This window comes from Actinomyces provencensis (assembly GCF_900155435.1).
In the GTDB taxonomy this organism is placed as follows: domain Bacteria; phylum Actinomycetota; class Actinomycetes; order Actinomycetales; family Actinomycetaceae; genus Pauljensenia; species Pauljensenia provencensis.
In genome coordinates this window covers 1,759,837-1,774,997 of record NZ_LT700212.1, presented here as the reverse complement: position 1 = coordinate 1,774,997, position 15,161 = coordinate 1,759,837, and the positions used below count along the sequence as shown (strand labels likewise).

14 protein-coding genes are annotated in these 15,161 nt (G+C 71.6%); 8 read left to right on the top strand and 6 right to left on the bottom strand.

Features of this window, described 5'->3' with window-relative positions; translation table 11 throughout:
* Positions 1–40: 40 nt before the first annotated feature.
* Genes clpS through BQ9890_RS07820 form a run of 4 tightly spaced genes read left to right on the top strand, consistent with a single transcriptional unit; the run spans position 41 to position 2,571 of the window.
* Positions 41–331 carry an ATP-dependent Clp protease adapter ClpS gene (clpS, locus tag BQ9890_RS07835; RefSeq protein ID WP_075890617.1) on the top strand — a complete coding sequence of 97 codons (291 nt, stop codon included), beginning with the start codon at positions 41–43 and terminating at the stop codon, positions 329–331.
* Complete coding sequence (locus BQ9890_RS07830) at positions 328–903, top strand: DUF2017 family protein (RefSeq protein WP_075890615.1); 576 nt, start codon at positions 328–330, stop codon at positions 901–903. The genes clpS and BQ9890_RS07830 overlap by 4 nt, the downstream gene beginning before the upstream one ends.
* A 10-nt stretch (positions 904–913) precedes the next feature.
* Entirely contained in the window at positions 914–1,750 is an 837-nt protein-coding gene (gene murI / locus BQ9890_RS07825) for a glutamate racemase (protein WP_075890613.1), read from the top strand.
* Positions 1,747–2,571, top strand: coding sequence for an MBL fold metallo-hydrolase (locus BQ9890_RS07820; protein WP_075890611.1), 825 nt, complete (start codon positions 1,747–1,749; stop codon positions 2,569–2,571). The genes murI and BQ9890_RS07820 overlap by 4 nt, the downstream gene beginning before the upstream one ends.
* Before the next feature lie 53 nt (positions 2,572–2,624).
* Here BQ9890_RS07820 and BQ9890_RS07815 read toward each other — a convergent pair whose 3' ends face one another.
* The gene (locus BQ9890_RS07815) at positions 2,625–3,542 is read right to left on the bottom strand and encodes a LysR family transcriptional regulator (protein ID WP_075890609.1); all 918 of its coding nucleotides are present in this window, start codon (positions 3,540–3,542) and stop codon (positions 2,625–2,627) included.
* A 195-nt stretch (positions 3,543–3,737) separates the two neighbouring features.
* On the opposite strand from BQ9890_RS07815, the gene BQ9890_RS07810 reads away from it, so the two are divergent.
* The gene (locus BQ9890_RS07810; RefSeq protein ID WP_230298015.1) at positions 3,738–4,118 is read left to right on the top strand and encodes a CBU_0592 family membrane protein; all 381 of its coding nucleotides are present in this window, start codon (positions 3,738–3,740) and stop codon (positions 4,116–4,118) included.
* A 109-nt stretch (positions 4,119–4,227) separates the two neighbouring features.
* Here the strand turns inward: BQ9890_RS07810 and rdgB are convergent, their stop codons facing one another.
* Both rdgB and rph read right to left on the bottom strand, forming a co-directional pair.
* A complete protein-coding gene (rdgB, locus tag BQ9890_RS07805) occupies positions 4,228–4,890 on the bottom strand; it encodes an RdgB/HAM1 family non-canonical purine NTP pyrophosphatase (RefSeq protein WP_230297878.1) in 663 nt (220 codons plus the stop codon).
* Between the two features lie 2 nt (positions 4,891–4,892).
* Positions 4,893–5,669, bottom strand: a complete 777-nt coding sequence (rph, locus tag BQ9890_RS07800) for a ribonuclease PH (protein WP_075892910.1) — start codon at positions 5,667–5,669, stop codon at positions 4,893–4,895.
* 37 nt (positions 5,670–5,706) lie between these two features.
* Here rph and nudC point away from each other — a divergent pair, with 37 nt between their 5' ends.
* Together nudC and BQ9890_RS07790 are read left to right on the top strand one after the other, a co-directional pair.
* The gene (nudC, locus tag BQ9890_RS07795; protein ID WP_230297877.1) at positions 5,707–6,831 is read left to right on the top strand and encodes an NAD(+) diphosphatase; all 1,125 of its coding nucleotides are present in this window, start codon (positions 5,707–5,709) and stop codon (positions 6,829–6,831) included.
* 434 nt (positions 6,832–7,265) lie between these two features.
* Positions 7,266–9,494, top strand: coding sequence for an ATP-dependent helicase (locus tag BQ9890_RS07790; protein ID WP_075890605.1), 2,229 nt, complete (start codon positions 7,266–7,268; stop codon positions 9,492–9,494).
* Between the two features lie 191 nt (positions 9,495–9,685).
* On the opposite strand, the gene BQ9890_RS15650 is transcribed toward BQ9890_RS07790, so the two are convergent.
* Both BQ9890_RS15650 and BQ9890_RS07780 read right to left on the bottom strand, forming a co-directional pair.
* On the bottom strand, positions 9,686–10,627 hold the full coding sequence (locus BQ9890_RS15650; protein WP_154671906.1) for a hypothetical protein: 942 nt from the start codon (positions 10,625–10,627) through the stop codon (positions 9,686–9,688).
* A gap of 410 nt (positions 10,628–11,037) precedes the next feature.
* On the bottom strand, positions 11,038–12,678 hold the full coding sequence (locus BQ9890_RS07780) for a zinc-dependent metalloprotease (RefSeq protein WP_075890601.1): 1,641 nt from the start codon (positions 12,676–12,678) through the stop codon (positions 11,038–11,040).
* 121 nt (positions 12,679–12,799) lie between these two features.
* On the opposite strand from BQ9890_RS07780, the gene BQ9890_RS07775 reads away from it, so the two are divergent.
* On the top strand, positions 12,800–14,065 hold the full coding sequence (locus tag BQ9890_RS07775) for a YlbL family protein (RefSeq protein ID WP_230297876.1): 1,266 nt from the start codon (positions 12,800–12,802) through the stop codon (positions 14,063–14,065).
* 348 nt (positions 14,066–14,413) lie between these two features.
* Here BQ9890_RS07775 and BQ9890_RS07770 read toward each other — a convergent pair whose 3' ends face one another.
* Complete coding sequence (locus BQ9890_RS07770) at positions 14,414–15,019, bottom strand: PPA1309 family protein (RefSeq protein WP_075890599.1); 606 nt, start codon at positions 15,017–15,019, stop codon at positions 14,414–14,416.
* Between the last annotated feature and the right edge of the window lie 142 nt (positions 15,020–15,161).

Genomic DNA, 15,161 nt, shown 5'->3' with positions numbered 1-15,161 from the left:
AGTCACACCCCGGTCGTGCCGACATGCCTACGCTGATCCCATGCCCGCCAGCCCGTCGCCTGCTCCGACCGAGCAGGCGAGCCCCTCCGCGTCCGACGTGCCCGAATGGCACACGGTCGTGTGGGACGACGCCGTCAACCTCATGGACTACGTCACCGAGGTCCTCAGCAGGCATTTCGGCTACCGACGCAGTGTCGCGCACGCGCTGATGCTGGAGATCCACCACCTCGGGCGCGCCATCGTGTCCCGGGGCACCCGGGAGCGCATGGAGGCCGACGTCCTCGCCATGCACTCCTACGGACTCCACGCGACCCTGGAGAGGGCCGGATGATCGGGGAGTTCCGCGCGACCCCCCAGGGCTTCCGCGCGGAACTGGACCGGGACGACTCGAACATGCTCGACCGCCTCGTCGGGGAGATCCTGGCGGTACTGGACGAACCCAGTGACCTGACGTCACTGGTGCGTGCCACGACGGGCTTCGAGGACTCCCGTCCGGAGCCCGGCGACCCCGCCCTCGACAACCTCCTGCCCCCCATGAGCGCCGACGAGCCCGAGGCCGCGGAGCTGCGCGCCCTCACCGAGGACTTCCTGCGTTCCGAGAAGTCCGCACGTCTGCGCCGACTGCGACAGGACCTGCGCGGCGCCCAGTGGGAGGTGGGGGGTGGAGTGCTCGTGTCCCGCGCGGCCGTGTGGGACTGGCTGGCAGCACTCAACGACGTCCGCCTCGCACTGGCCGGTGAGCTGGGAATCGAGGCCGAGGGAGACGCCGAGCGGGTCTGGGACCAGGCCCGCTCGGAGGGGACGGACCCGGGCCTCGCCCTCGTCAGCCGCCTCTATGTCGCGGTGACGTGGTGGCAGGATTCACTGCTGCGAGCCATGCGGGAGGAAGCTCCCGCGCACTAGTGTCCCAAGCATGGACAACGCGCCGATCGGGATCTTCGACTCCGGGCTGGGGGGCCTCACGGTCGCGCGCGCCATCATCGACAAGCTCCCCGACGAGCAGATCGTCTACCTGGGCGACACCGCCCACACCCCCTACGGCCCGCGCCCCATCGCCGAGGTCCGCCAACTGGCGCTCGCAGGACTCGACGAGCTGGCGTCACGCGGCGTGAAGGTACTGGTCATCGCCTGCAACACGGCCACTGCCGCCGCCCTGTCGGATGCGCGCGAGCGTTACTGGATCGACGCCCACATCCCGGTGATCGAGGTCATCACCCCCGCCGCCCGCGCCGCAGTGGTCACGACCCGCAACCGGCGCATCGGGATCATCGGCACCGAGGCGACCATCCAGTCCGAGGCCTATGTCAACGCCCTCGCCGCCGTGCCCGGCCTCACGGTCGTCCAGCAGGCCTGCCCCCGTTTCGTGGAGTTCGTCGAGGCGGGCATCACCACGGGCCCCGAGCTGGAGCGGGTGGCGCGCGGCTACCTGGCGCCCCTGCGCGAGGCCGGCGTCGACACGCTCATCCTGGGTTGCACCCACTACCCGCTGCTCACAGGCGTCATCGGGCGTGTCATGGGCGAGGGCGTCTCCCTGGTGACCTCCTCGGAGGCCACCGCCAATGCCACCTACAACGAGATGGTCGACCGCGACCTGCTCCACGAGCCCCGTGGCCTCGACGGGTCACCCCACCACGAGTTCCTCACGACCGGGGGGCCCGACACCTTCGCCAGGCTCGCGCGGCGCTTCCTGGGGCCCGAGGTCCACGACGCCGTCGAGGTCCCTCTCGAGGAGACGGGCGTGTCGGCATGAGGTTGCGCGTCGTGGGCTGCACGGGGTCCATGTCGGGCCCGGGATCAGCGGCCTCCTGCTACCTGGTCCAGGCCGAGGGCGTGGACCCGCGCACGGGTGCGGGTCGGACGTGGAACGTGGTCATGGACCTGGGGCCGGGTTCCTTCGGCCAGCTGTGGACGCACCTCGACCCGCGCGACATCGACGCGGTCATCTTCTCCCACTGCCATGCCGACCACGTCGGTGACGTCATCTCCCTGCACGTCCACCGCCGCTGGGGCCCCGCACGGGGGTCGGACCCCATCACCATGGCCGGCCCGACGGGGCTGCTGGACCGGGTGCGCCAGGTCGACGGCGTGGGGGCGGAGGAGACGTACGAGGGCGAGTTCACCGTGCACACCCTGGAGGCAGGCGTGCCCCTGGAGATCGGCCCGATGACCCTGACGCCAGCCACGGCCTGGCACTCGGTGCCGGGCTTCGGCATCCGTGTCGAGGGCCCCTCGGAGACCGCCCCCGCGGAGGGCACCCACGTGCGGGAGGGGCAGGGGCGCAGCTCCCTCTTCTACACCGGCGACACCGACCAGTGCGACACGATCACCCGCGGTGCCAGCGGGGTGGACCTCCTGCTCTCCGAGGCGGGCTTCACCTCGTGTGAAGAGGTGCGAGGCATCCACATGACGGGTGCACGCGCCGGCGCCACCGCCACGGAGGCGGGCGTCGGCCGGGTCGTGCTCACCCACATCCAGCCCTGGACGGATCCCGGGGAGGTCGCGGCTGACGCCCGCACCACCTGGTCCGGTCCCCTCGACATCGCCCGTGCGGGCCAGGAGTACCTGGTCTGAGGGTGGTCCTCCGACCCGTGACCGGGTGGGGACGCCCGATCCGGAGAGCGTGATCAGGCGGGGACGCCCTCGCTGAAGGGGTGGTCCGCCACCCACTGGACCAGGCGCTGGATGACCTGCCCACCCGGCGTCGCGGGATCGGCTGCGTGGGTCCGGTGGCGGATGAGCAGGCGGCGCACCCCCAGTCCCGGGAGCGGCGTGACCCGTACGCCCTCGAGGGGCACGTCGACGAGGGCGAGGCGGGGGAGCACGGTCGACCCGCGTCCCGCAGCGACCAGGGACAGGGCGACCCCGTAGTTGATGTAGGAGTCCTCGGCGAACTCGGGCTCCGGGATCCCCGCTGTGATGCGCGCCATCGCGTGAGCTCCCGCCGTGCCCGGCAGGACCCGCAGCCAGTGCAGCGGGGCGAGGTCGCGCTCGGAGCCGATGGGTGGGGCGGCTGTCGGTGTGGCGAGGACCCAGGGCTCGTCGAAGAACGCCGTGTCGGTGAAGCCACGGGGAGCGCCTCCCGGGGACTCGTCGCGCTCCAGGGTGAGGATGTCGAAGCGCCCCGAGCGCAGCGCCGCCATGCCGGGGATCTCGTCGGTCTCGACCAGACGCAACTCGATCCCGGGCAGGACGTGCGCGAGATCGGCGAGGAAGGGAATGAGCACCGCGCGCAGCAAGGTCTGGAAGGAACCGATGGTGACGACACCGGTGACCTGGCCGGTGAAGGGGCGCAGTGCCTGCGTGGTGTCGGTCAGTTCCGCCTCGATGCGCTCCGCCCCACCGGCGAGCACGTGTCCGGCGGGGGTGAGGACGGCCCCGGTGGGTGTGCGCTCGATGAGTTCCAGTCCGACCTCGTCCTCGAGGCGCTGGACCTGCTGGGAGACGGCGGAGGGGGAGACCCCCAGGACGTCGGCGGCGGCGACGATGCCACCCTCACGGCGCACGGCGAGCAGGACGGGCAGCCGGCGCGGGTCGATGTGCACGGGTGGGTCCTCCCAGGGTCTCGGGGTCGCCGGGGTCGGCCCGGGTGCGGCCGACAGGGGGTGCGGTCAGGGGTGTGGTCAGGGATGGAGTTGGGGCACGCCGGGGCACCCTCGGCGCATGAAGTATTGCTTCAGTAGTTCTGAAGAATGCTTCTATTGCACTGTAGCAGGGTGGTGGGCACGATATGCCTCGTGATGTGGTCACTCTCTGCCGCTGCGATGGTCCTGGGATGGGTCGGCGCGGTGTGTTCCCTGCTCGCCTACTGGACCGTCTCCACGCAGCGCGTGGCGCCCGACTCCCTGCGCTACCACGCCCTGAACATGGTGGCGTGCGCGTTGCTGGCGGTGGCCTGCCTGGTGACGAGGGCGTGGCCGTCAGTGGTCACGAACCTGATCTTCATCGTCATCGGTGTGCGCATGACGTGGCGGGTGCGTGACCGTCTGGTCCTCAGGCTGCGTGACGAGTGGACCGGGCTCGCGGAGCGCATGGCTGGCATGCGGGTCCGTGTCGCCGCCCTGCACCACCTCCGTGGGAGCGGCGGCGTCCCCGCCGAGGAGCCCGCGCTGGGGCGTTGACGCCCGCACTGCAGCGCACCGCAGCCACAGTGCACGGACACGCCACGGGCACGGTGCACCACGCGGGGCAGGCGCCGGGCGCTGGCGGTGGGAACGATGCCGCGGATCCTCAGGACACCTTCGCGCCGCCCAGGGCCTCCACGATGTGTGGGGCGAGCGCGCGGAAGGCGATGCCCCTGTGGCTGATCGCGTTCTTCTGCTCGGGTGACATCTCGGCGGTCGTCAGCGTCGACCCCTCCGGCACGAAGACCGGGTCGTAGCCGAATCCGCCCTCGCCACGGCGTTCCCGCAGTAGGGTCCCCATGACGCGCCCGAGCTCGACGAACTCCTGACCGTCGGGCAGCACCAGCACCGCGGCGGAGACGAAAGAGGCTCCGCGCAGCCTGTCGGGCACGTCACTGATCTGGGCCAGCAGGAGGTCGAGGTTCGCGACGTCGTCCCCGTGGTGGCCGCACCAGCGCGCGGAGAAGATGCCGGGAGAGCCCCCCATGATGTCCACACAGAGCCCCGAGTCGTCCGCCACCGCCGCCAGGCCGGTGGCCCGGCACAGGGCACGGGCCTTGATCAGGGAGTTCTCCTCGAAACTGGCGCCGTCCTCGACGGGGGACTCCACGGGGAACTCGTCCATGCGCGCGATCGTGCCGGGGGTGAACCCCTCGAGCAGGGGCTCGAGGATCGCCTCAAGTTCGGTGATCTTGTGGGGGTTGGAGGTCGCGAAGACGAGGCGGGCGCCCTCGTCGATGCCCGTGCCCTCCCCGCGTGTGCCGCCCACGTTCACTCCTGCCCCAGCGTGACGGTGGTACCGACCTCGGACGCCAGCGCGCGGTCCTGCAGCTCGGTGAGCTGCGCATTGCCCGTGGCAGCCAGGTCCAGCAGGATGCCCAGCTCGTCGCGGTCGAAGGGGGCGTGCTCGGCGGTGCCCTGGACCTCCACGAAACGCCCGGACCCCGTCTGGACGACATTCATGTCGGTCTGGGCGCGCACGTCCTCCACATAGGGCAGGTCCAGCATCGGGGTCCCGTCGATGATGCCCACGGAGATGGCGGACACCGAGTCGGAGAGCACGGGGTGTCCGGTGCGCTCACGGATGATGTGGCGCTCCCGGGCCCAGGAGAGGGCGTCGGCGAGTGCGATGTAGGCCCCCGTCACCGACGCGGTGCGGGTGCCACCGTCGGCCCGCAGCACGTCGCAGTCCAGGACGATCGTGTTCTCCCCGAGCGCGGCGACGTCGACGACGGCCCGCAGGGAACGCCCGATGAGACGCGAGATCTCCTGCGTGCGACCGCCGATCTTGCCCTTGACGGACTCGCGCTGGGAGCGCTGGGAGGTCGCACGCGGCAGCATTGCGTACTCCGCCGTCACCCAGCCCTCCCCGGAGCCCTTGCGCCAACGCGGCACGCCCTCGGTGAAGGAGGCGACGCAGAGCACGCGGGTGTTGCCCGCCTCGATGAGCACGGACCCCTCGCCGGAGCCCGCCCAGCCGCGGGTGACGGAGACGGGACGGAGCTGGTCGAGGGCGCGCCCATCGGCGCGTGTGGTGGTTGAAGTCATGGTGACCACCGTAGCGCGGGGCAGATACCGTGGGCACATGGGCATGACTCTTCCCCTCTCGAGGGGCATCCTCGACTCCGTCCCCACCGCCCGCGAGACCGTCGACCCGCTCACCCTCCTCCTGGAGGGACCTGTCGCACTGGACGGCGTCGTCGAGGGCCCGGTCACCGGGGTGAGCGCCTTCCTCCTGGACCCCACGGGCCGCCTCGCCGTGCTCGCCCCCACCGGCGGGCACACCGCGGTGCGTCGGGAGGGGGCCGCCGTGCGAGCCGACGCCGACACCCCCTTCGCCACCATCCCCGCGGACGAGGGCGACCCCGACCCGCGGCGTGGTGCGCTGGGGGCCGGGCACGGTCACGGGGACGGGACGGTCTCCCTGTGGCACCCCGAGCCGCGGGCCGCGGTGGCGCTCGCGGAGGGGACGAACGCGGCGATGCTCATCGGTCGCACACGTGACGGTGTGGTGCACGTGGCCGTGCGGGTCGCGGATCCCGTGGAGAGGCCCGGGACCACCTGGGCGAACCTGCGGTGGTGCGCCCACCTGCTGCCCGACGACGAGTCCGCGCTGGCCTGCGAGGCGGTCGCCCTGGTGCAGTGGCACCGTCAGGCCTCCTTCTGCCAGCGGTGCGGCTCCCGGGTGGAGACGACGTCGGCGGGGTGGACCACGACCTGTCCTGCCTGCGGGACCATCGAGTACCCCCGTCAGGACCCGGCCGTGATCATGGCGGTGGTCGACGAGGAGGACCGCGTACTGCTGGCCCACAACTCCGCGTGGCGACCCGGCTTCTGGTCGGTGCTGGCCGGTTTCGTGGAGGCGGGGGAGGCACCCGACCGGGCGGTTCGTCGTGAGGTCCTGGAGGAGGTCGGCCTGGAGGTCGGGGAGGTCAGGTTCCTCGGGGCCCAGCCCTGGCCGTTCCCCCGGTCCCTCATGGTCGGCTACTCCGCGCGCCTCGCGCCGGGATCAGCGGCCGAGGTGCACGTCGACGGGGTGGAGATCGACCGGGCGCGCTTCTTCACGCGGGAGGAACTGGGCGAGGAGATCTCGGCCGGGCGGCTGGAGCCCCCGGGGCCCACGGCCATCGCCCGGGCCATGGTCGAGGAGTGGTACGGCGGTCCCCTGCCGGAGTCGCCCCGTCGGATCGATCCCCTGCGCCAGGCCTGATCTGCCGGGACCAGGTGTGGCTGGCCGGGGAGAGGTGTGGCTGGCCGGGGAGAGGTGTGGCTGGCCGGGGAGAGGTGTGGCTGGCCGGGGAGAGGTGTGGCTGGCCGGCGAGAGGTGTGGCTGGCCGGGGAGAGGTGCGGCTGGCCAGCGGCGGATCGCGAGTGCGCGGTCCATCTACCGCTTCACGTGGCGCCTGCCCGGTGACCGTGCGTCGAACGGTGGACTTCTCACCGAGAGGTGGGCCCATACCCCCACCGTTCGGTGAGAAGTCCACCTCTCGGTGAGAGGCCCGGTCTCGGTGAGAGGCCCGGCTGTCGATGGGCGTTCCACGTCCCGATGCGCCCCCCACCCCGGTAGCGATGCACATGCCCATCAGTCCACAGCAGGTCCCGGGCGATGGGGCACGTGCGCACGGGAGCTGAGAGAATCCGGGCATGACCCCCACCGATCCCGAAGCGCTCCTGGACCAGCTCGATCCCGACCAGCGGCGTGTCGCGCAGCAGGTCACGGGTCCGTTGGCAGTGCTGGCGGGCGCGGGGACCGGCAAGACACGCGCCATCACCTACCGCATCGCCTATGCCGCGGCGACGGGCGCCGTGGACCCCTCCACCGTCCTGGCCGTGACCTTCACCTCGCGCGCCGCCGCCGAGATGCGGGAGCGTCTGCGCTCCCTGGGAGTGCCCCACGCCCAGGCCAGGACCTTCCACGCCGCGGCGCTGCGCCAGCTCTCCTTCTTCTGGCCCGGCGTGGTCGGTGGACACCTGCCCAGCCTGGTGGAGCACAAGGCCTCCCTGGTGGCGGCCGCCGCCAACCGCACCGGGATCCGCGCCGACCGCACGACGGTGCGTGACCTCGCCTCCGAGGTGGAGTGGGCGAAGGTCTCCATGGTGGATGCCGCCCACTACGCCGAGCGGGTCCGTGCCGAGCGCCGTGACCCGCCTGCCGGGCTCGACGCCGCCGCCTTCGCGCGCCTGATGTCCGCCTACGAGGACGCCAAGCAGGACCGAGGGGTCATCGACTTCGAGGATGTCCTGTTGCTCATGTGCGGTGTCCTGGAGCAACGTGAGGACGTCGCCCGCAAGGTGCGCGCCCAGTACCGCAGCTTCGTGGTGGACGAGTACCAGGACGTCTCCACCCTCCAGCAGCACCTCTTGGACCTGTGGGTGGGGGAGAGGCGCGACATCTGCGTGGTCGGCGACGTCGCCCAGACCATCTACTCCTTCGCCGGCGCGAGTCCGCGTCACCTCGTCGAGTTCCCCCGCAAGCATCCCGGGGCCAATGTCGTGGAGCTCAACCGCGACTACCGCTCCACCCCGCAGGTGGTGGCCGTGGCGAACCAGGTCATGGGACGCGCCCGCTCGACGAGGGCGGGCCGGGCCGCTCCCGGTGGTGGGACCGGGAACGGGAGCGCCATGGAGGGCGCGGTCCACCTGGTCTCCCAGCGTCCCATGGGCCCCGGCGTCGCCTTCCGCACGTACCCCGACGACACCGCTGAGGCCGCAGGGGTGGCCGCGCGGGTCAAGGAACTCGTGGGTGAGGGCGTTCCCATCCATTCCGTTGCCGTCCTCTACCGCACGAACTCACAGTCGGAAGCGCTCGAAGCCGCCTTCTCCGAGGCGGGCATCGCCTTCCTGGTGCGCAGTGGGGCGCGCTTCTTCGACCGCGACGAGATCCGGCGCGCCATGCTGCTGCTGCGTCGGGAGGCCGTCGCCGCAGCCCACGGCGCTCCGAGTGGTGGGGCCGAGGGCGCTCCGAGTGGTGTGGCCGAGGGGGTGGCGCCCCCTGCGGAGGAGGCGGGGGCCCGGCGCACCGGCTCCTCCGGTGAGGACTCCCCGGTGGAGGACACCGGGCTGCGGGAACGGGTCGAGGAGGTCGTCACCGTGGTCGGATGGACACCCCAACCCCCGACCGGGACGGGCGCCGTGCGTGAACGGTGGGACAACCTCAACGCCCTCGTGGAACTCGCACGGGAGAGGTCAGTCCTGACGTTGCCGGAGTTCGTGCGTGAGCTGGAGGAGCGTTCCGTCGCCCAGGCCGCGCCGGCCGTGGCCGGGGTGACGTTCTCCACGCTGCACGCCGCGAAGGGCCTGGAGTGGGACGCGGTGTTCATCATCGGTGTCTCCGAGGGGCTCCTGCCGATCTCCATGGCGCAGACCCCGGAGGCCCGCGAGGAGGAGCGCCGACTGCTCTACGTCGGTGTGACGCGGGCGCGCGACCACCTGGAGCTGTCCTGGTCCCGGGCTCGCGGCGCGGGGCGAGGGCGCGGCTCGCGTACCCGCAGCCGATTCCTGGACGGCATCTGGCCCGAGGAGGTCGCCTCCGCACGTCCGTCGAGGTCGGGGTCGGGATCAGCTGGCTCCAACCCCCGCCACCGCGCGCGGGCGAAGGCGCAGGAGTTCGAGGAGGAGAACCCCCCGGAGGTGCTTGAGCTCTTCGCGCGCCTCAAGGAGTGGCGCGGCGAAGTGGCGCGCGCGATCTCGAAACCGGCATTCACCGTGCTCGCCGACCAGACTCTCCGCGACATCGCGATCGCGCGCCCCAAGACCTTGCGCCAGCTCGGTGTGATCCGGGGGATCGGGGCCGTCAAGCTCGACCGCTACGGTGCGGCGGTGCTGGCGATCGTGCGCGGGGAGGACGTGGAGGTCATCGCAGAGGAACCCTGAGGTCCGCCACAGGTCCCCGGGGTGTTCCGGGCGGGGCTCCGTCCGGGCTCGAGGCACTGGGCACTGCAGTCCGGGCACTGGGCACTGCAGTCCGGGCACTGGGCACTGGGGTCCGGGCACTTGGCACGGGGATCTGTGGTCCCGGCCCGGTGCAACTGGGCTCCGGCCTCCAGGGCTCGGGTCACCGGGCTTCAGGGCGCGGTCCGGGACGGATGTGTGGCCGCCCGTGCGTCCGGTCCGGACACCGCTGCCAGGGAGGCGCACCCGCAGCGCGGATGGGAACGGACGATCTCCGTTCGGAGCGCGCCGTCGCCACTGACGTGGACCACGCACGGCTCTGAGCCCCAGGGGTTGCTCCCTCCCAGCAGCCGTGCGCCCGCTGCGCCGAGGGCGGCGCGAGCCACCTCCAGTGCGGCGACCTGCGTGGCGGCAGTCGGTGGCACGGGCAGTGGACAGCCGCGTGCCTCCTCCATCACGAAGGGCCAGCGGGGATCGCGGTCACTGAGGTGGAGCTCCACACAGTGTGAGCAGGGGGTCCTACCGGGATCCACGCGGGGTCCGACCGTGATCGAACGTTCGCGGTGGATGACGAGGAGGTGCTCCTGGTCCTCGGCCATGAGCATCCCGGCCGTTGAGGGGTCGCAGCTGCGGTTCGCGGAGACGATGACCACGTCAGGGGAGGTGAGTCGTCCTGTGCTCACGTGGGCGCTGGTCCCTGCGAGGACCTGCGTCGCAGCCGTCGGGCGAGGTGTGCCCAGGGACCCGGTCGGCAGGACCGTCGCGAGTGGGAGGTCCACCTGACGACGATCGACGAGGTCGAAGCGGCGGACCCCGACCCGGACCAGGAGCTGCGCGGCGGCCAGAGTGGTCACGTCGATGCCCTCCAGGCGGACCCCTCCGGGAAGTGGGTGTGCGAGGGGTTCGTCGGTCCGGAGGAATCCCCGGCCGCGCAGGAGCCCGGGGAGACGGGATCCCGCGGGGAGGGGCGGCAGGCGGACGTCATGTGCGCTGGCAGGGGAGAGCGGCCCGATGAGCGCGGCATCCAGTCTCGCGGCCATCAGCCAGGAGACCTCCTGGGTGCTCAGGTCGTCGAGGACCAGGTGGTCGTCCGGGTCCGCCCCGACCTGGATCACTCCGGGCTCCCTCCACATCACCGCCGTGCCCTGGCGTAGCCGCATGGAGTGCTCCCGTCCTCGTCGGTGACGGGCACCGATGTGGGACCCGTGGCGCCATTGTCCGGTGATCCCGTGGACGGGGAAGGGATGGGTCGGGCATCTGTGGATGGACCGTCCACAGGCGTCGCAGGGTGCTCCCACCGTGGACAGTTCACCCACGGTGGTGGGACGGATCCACAGGCATGGTGCGGTGGGGGTGGCCGTCAACAGGGCGCGACATGCGACGGCGCGTGAACGCACTCCGGTGCACCGCACGTCGGCGGGCGTCAACGACTGTCCGTGCACCGTGCACCGTGCACCGTGCACCGGGCGTGAGTGGGCTCCAGGTCCCAGTGCCCTCACACCCGGTGGGGCGCCTGACGGGTGGGTCAGTCCGCGTCGTCGCTTCCGGGCGTGTCCTCATCCGACCCGGCATCGTCCTCGTCCGAGCCGTTGTCCGTCGGGTCCTGGTCCGGTCCGGTGTCGCCCTCGTCGATGTCCCCGGGCGCGTGGCTGGCGCTGCCGACGCTGCTGTCCCCGGACCCGACCCCGCCCTCGTCAGGGATGTCGAACCCGGCGCGGCGCAGGCTCTCGGACTCGGGATCGACGTCGGGGGTCAGTCCCTCGGCCCAGCCGAGGGTGCCCTCCAGGAGCTCGGTGAGTGCGGCGTCGATCTCGGCGTCCTCGTCGGCGGCTGCAGCCCTGCCCGCGAGGAAGCCCTCGGGGGAGTCCAGTTCCTCGGCGGTGGGGACCAGGTCGGGGTGGGACCACAGTGCCTCCCGGGCGTCGCGTCCCTGGGCCTGCTCGACGAGGTCGAAGACCTTGGCGGCGCCACGGGCGCGGCGGGGACGCATCTGGAGACCGATGAGCTGTCCCAGGATCTGCTCGGCCGGCCCTCCGGCAGCGCGGCGGCGACGCATCATCTCGCGCAGCTGCTCGGCGTGGGGCAGGTAGGGTGCGACGGCGCGGGCCGTGACGACCTCCACCCATCCCTCCACCAGGGCCAGGAGCGTCTCGAGGCGGTCCAGGGCGTTGCGCTGGCGCTGCGTCGGCTCGGGGGCGAAGACTCCGTGTGACATCGCCTCGTTCACGGAGGCGGGGTCGGTGGGATCCATCCCACGGGCTGCCTCGGCAATGGCATCGGTGTCGATGGCGATCTCGGCGGAGTAGGACTCCACCGCGCGCAGCAGGTCGCCGACCAGCCAGGGGACTAAGGCGAAGAGACGGGCGTGGGCGCACTCGCGCACCGCCATGAACTGCTGGAGTTCGTCGAAGGGGACCTCCAGTCCCTCCCCGAACGCGGCGACGTTGCGCACGACCAGGGCAGTCGTGTGGCTCTCGGCCAGCAGGGGCAGACCGACGTCCGTGGAACCCATGGCCTCCTGGGACAGGGCGGACATCGCCTGGCCGATCTGCATGGCGAAGACCATGGAGGCCAGACGCGGCATCATCTCCTGGGTGCGTCCGATGAGGGCCGCCATCTCGGGGGGAAGGCCCTCGGGCAGCCCTGCCACTCCGGTGCCGTCCGTGGAGTCACCGAACTGGGAGGTCAGGGCGTCACTCAGCGCGCGCGAGACGTTCGCGGCGACCGGCTCGGTGATGCGGCGCCACATGGGCAGGGTTCTGGTCACCCAGTCCACCCGTGACCACGCCTCGCGGGAGACCTGGCCCGGGGAGAAGGCGGTGACGGCATCGAGCCACAGGTCCGCGACGGTCATCGCCTGGCGGGCGCGTTCGGCCTCGGACGCGGAGAGGGGGTCGTCCCCACTCTGGAAGGCCTGCTGCTTGGCCATGTCCTCGACCATCTGCCAGTTGACGGGGCCGTCGGACCGGCCCAGGAGGTACTGGAACTGGCCCAGCATGGCGTTCATCTGGTTGGGATCCGCGAACATCCGGTTGACCGCGGAGGCATCGAAGCCCTGGTCGCGCATGGCTCGCGAGGCCTCCTCGCCGGCCTGGTCGCCCAGCATCCGCCGGAGGAAGTCCTCGAAGGGGTCCCCGCCGCGGTTCGTGTCGTCTGGCTCACTCATGTTCCGAGCCTACTGGCCCCGGGCGAGCTGGTGCTGGGAGGAGGGTGGGAGTGCGCTGAGAGCGCAATGGTGGTCGTGGGCCGCAGGGGCTCACTGGGCCGCGGGGGGTCACAATGGGCGGGTGCACGAAGACCCCAGAATCGACTCCGACCCGAATCCGGACCAGTCCCGGACCGACCCCGTCGTCGTCCCCGACGCGATCCTGACGCCGATCCCCGGCGCCGAGGGCACGCCGCGACGACGGGGCGCGCTGAGGCACTACGTCCGGGCAGCTGTGGCGTTCCTCCTACTGGGTGGCCTCTTCGCCGCCGTGTTCGTGCTTCCCATGCCCTACGTGGTGGAGAGCCCCGGACCGACCTTCGACGTCATCGGTTCCTCCGACGACACCCCGATGATCGACATCTCCGGGACGGACCCGGACACCGGCAAGGCAGTCGAGGTGGACCCCGTGCGCCGCACGGGTGACGGGACGGGTGCCCTGCGCATGGTGACCGTCTACGAGACCGGGGGCCCCGGGAGGCGCCTGAACTTCATCGAGCTGGCACAGGCGTGGTTCAACGAGCGCGACCGCATCGTCCCCTACGACGAGGCCTATCCCTCCGACGTCACCCAGCAGGAGCTCGACGAGGCGGCTGCTGCGCAGATGCAGAGTTCGCAGTCCACGGCCGGGGTCGCCGCACTGGAGGAACTGGGGTGGACCGTTCCCGGGACGGTGACCATCGAGGGCGCGGTGCCCGGCTCCGACGCCGAGGACAAGGTCGAACAGGGCCAGACCATGGTTGCCCTGACCACCCCCGACGGTGTGAGGCATTCCGTGGACTCGGCCTCGGTGCCGTTCGCGGTGATGAGGGACCAGCCGGTGGGGGCACGGATCGTCGTCACCGTGGAGAAGGACGGAACGACCTCGGACGTCACGATCACCTCGGTCTCGGGCGGGGCCGGTACGACCGGTTCGAAGCTCGGCATCTACCTCAGTGCCGACGTGGAGATGCCCCTCGACATCACCATCCACCTGGAGAAGGTCGGTGGACCCTCGGCGGGGATGATGTTCGCCCTGGGGATCATCGACCGCATGACCCCCGGGGACATGACGGGGGGCCAGTCGATCGCCGGGACGGGCGCGTTGGCGTACGACGGCGGGGTCGAGCCCATCGGTGGGATCCAGCAGAAGATGTGGGGCGCCGTGCGTGACGGTGCCACGTGGTTCCTGGCGCCGAGCACGAACTGTGACGAGGTGGTCGGCCACGTCCCCGACGGGCTGAGCGTGGTCAAGGTCTCGACCCTCTCCGAGGCGCGCTCCGCCGTCGAGTCCATCGCCGCGGGCACGGGCGACACGCTGCCGACGTGCACCGAGCAGGACGCCGAGGATCTGGAGTCCGGCTCCTGAGGGCTGTGGTCCGGTGACCCGTCTCGCAGGAGTGGGCGCGCGTCACCGGATCCCCGGCCATCCGGGACCCGGGACGTCAGGTCCGGAGCACCGGGGCTGGGGGCGTTGGGTCCGGTGTCACCGGGGATCGCGGTTTGCGGAGGCTGACGGCGTGGCGAGTGGTCCCGGAACGCCGGTCTCCGGGGGCTGCGCTGACACGCCGCGCCACCTGGGGCGATGCAAGGAGGGCGGACTTCGGGGTCAGAACTGAGCGGACCTCGAGCCCTAAACAGAGCGGACCTCGAGGTCAGAACAGAGCGGACTTCGCCGAGATGGGTGGGCGGTGGGGCGGGTGTGGGGCCTGGTGGGTCAGAGCTCTCCGGGTTCCTCTTCCTCCGTCGCGGTGTCGTCCACGGGGGCGAATGAGGCGTGCAGGGCCTCGACGAGTCCCGGGACCAGGTTCGTCCCGCTGCCGACCTTGTCGTCCTGGTCGAAGGCGCGGGCCCGCACCGCCGTCCAGGACTCCCCACTGCGCAGCACGCCCGCCGCCAGTCGCACGTCCTGTCGTTCGGGGTGGTTGGAGATGAACTCCACGGCGGCCTCCGGGTCCGCGGGCGCCTGCTCCTCGACCTCGGGGGGAACGATGATCCGCTCGACTGTCAGTGCGGCCCCGGCCACGGAGTCCGGCCACGCCAGCCGTCCGAGCACCTCCTCCAGGTCGTCCTCGGGCAGGTCCTCCTGGATGATGGCGGAGAGGTGCGCCCCCGTCCCGTCCCACCCACGACGCAGCTGGTCGGCGATGTCGGCAGGGACGTCGTGCTGCTCCAGCAGGTCCTTGGTGGGGACCAAGGCGTAGAGGGAGGGCGCGTGGTCCCATCCGGCCCGGGAGGCGGCCAGCTCGATGTCGTGGACGACGTTGGCCAGTGCCACCTGGACGGCGGTGGGCAGGGCTGGCTCGGAGGAAGGTTCGCTCATGTCCCCATGTTGCCACGCCCGGGGTGCCCGCGCGCCTGACCCGTCATCGACGAGGGCGGCGCCGCCCTCGTCCCGGATGACGCCGCGGGAGCGGGAGGAGGAGGGACGACGGAGCCGGAGGGGTCGAGGGGGTCGTGGCGGG

What these genes read in the sequence shown, in the direction of transcription:
- murI (WP_075890613.1), top strand. Translation starts at nt 914, where the DNA reads ATGGACAACGCGCCGATCGGGATCTTCGACTCCGGGCTGGGGGGCCTC.
- rph (WP_075892910.1), bottom strand. Translation starts at nt 5,669, where the DNA reads ATGACTTCAACCACCACACGCGCCGATGGGCGCGCCCTCGACCAGCTC.
- BQ9890_RS07780 (WP_075890601.1), bottom strand. Translation starts at nt 12,678, where the DNA reads ATGAGTGAGCCAGACGACACGAACCGCGGCGGGGACCCCTTCGAGGAC.
- clpS (WP_075890617.1), top strand. Translation starts at nt 41, where the DNA reads ATGCCCGCCAGCCCGTCGCCTGCTCCGACCGAGCAGGCGAGCCCCTCC.
- BQ9890_RS07820 (WP_075890611.1), top strand. Translation starts at nt 1,747, where the DNA reads ATGAGGTTGCGCGTCGTGGGCTGCACGGGGTCCATGTCGGGCCCGGGA.
- BQ9890_RS07790 (WP_075890605.1), top strand. Translation starts at nt 7,266, where the DNA reads ATGACCCCCACCGATCCCGAAGCGCTCCTGGACCAGCTCGATCCCGAC.
- BQ9890_RS07810 (WP_230298015.1), top strand. Translation starts at nt 3,738, where the DNA reads ATGTGGTCACTCTCTGCCGCTGCGATGGTCCTGGGATGGGTCGGCGCG.
- BQ9890_RS07830 (WP_075890615.1), top strand. Translation starts at nt 328, where the DNA reads ATGATCGGGGAGTTCCGCGCGACCCCCCAGGGCTTCCGCGCGGAACTG.
- BQ9890_RS07770 (WP_075890599.1), bottom strand. Translation starts at nt 15,019, where the DNA reads ATGAGCGAACCTTCCTCCGAGCCAGCCCTGCCCACCGCCGTCCAGGTG.
- nudC (WP_230297877.1), top strand. Translation starts at nt 5,707, where the DNA reads ATGGGCATGACTCTTCCCCTCTCGAGGGGCATCCTCGACTCCGTCCCC.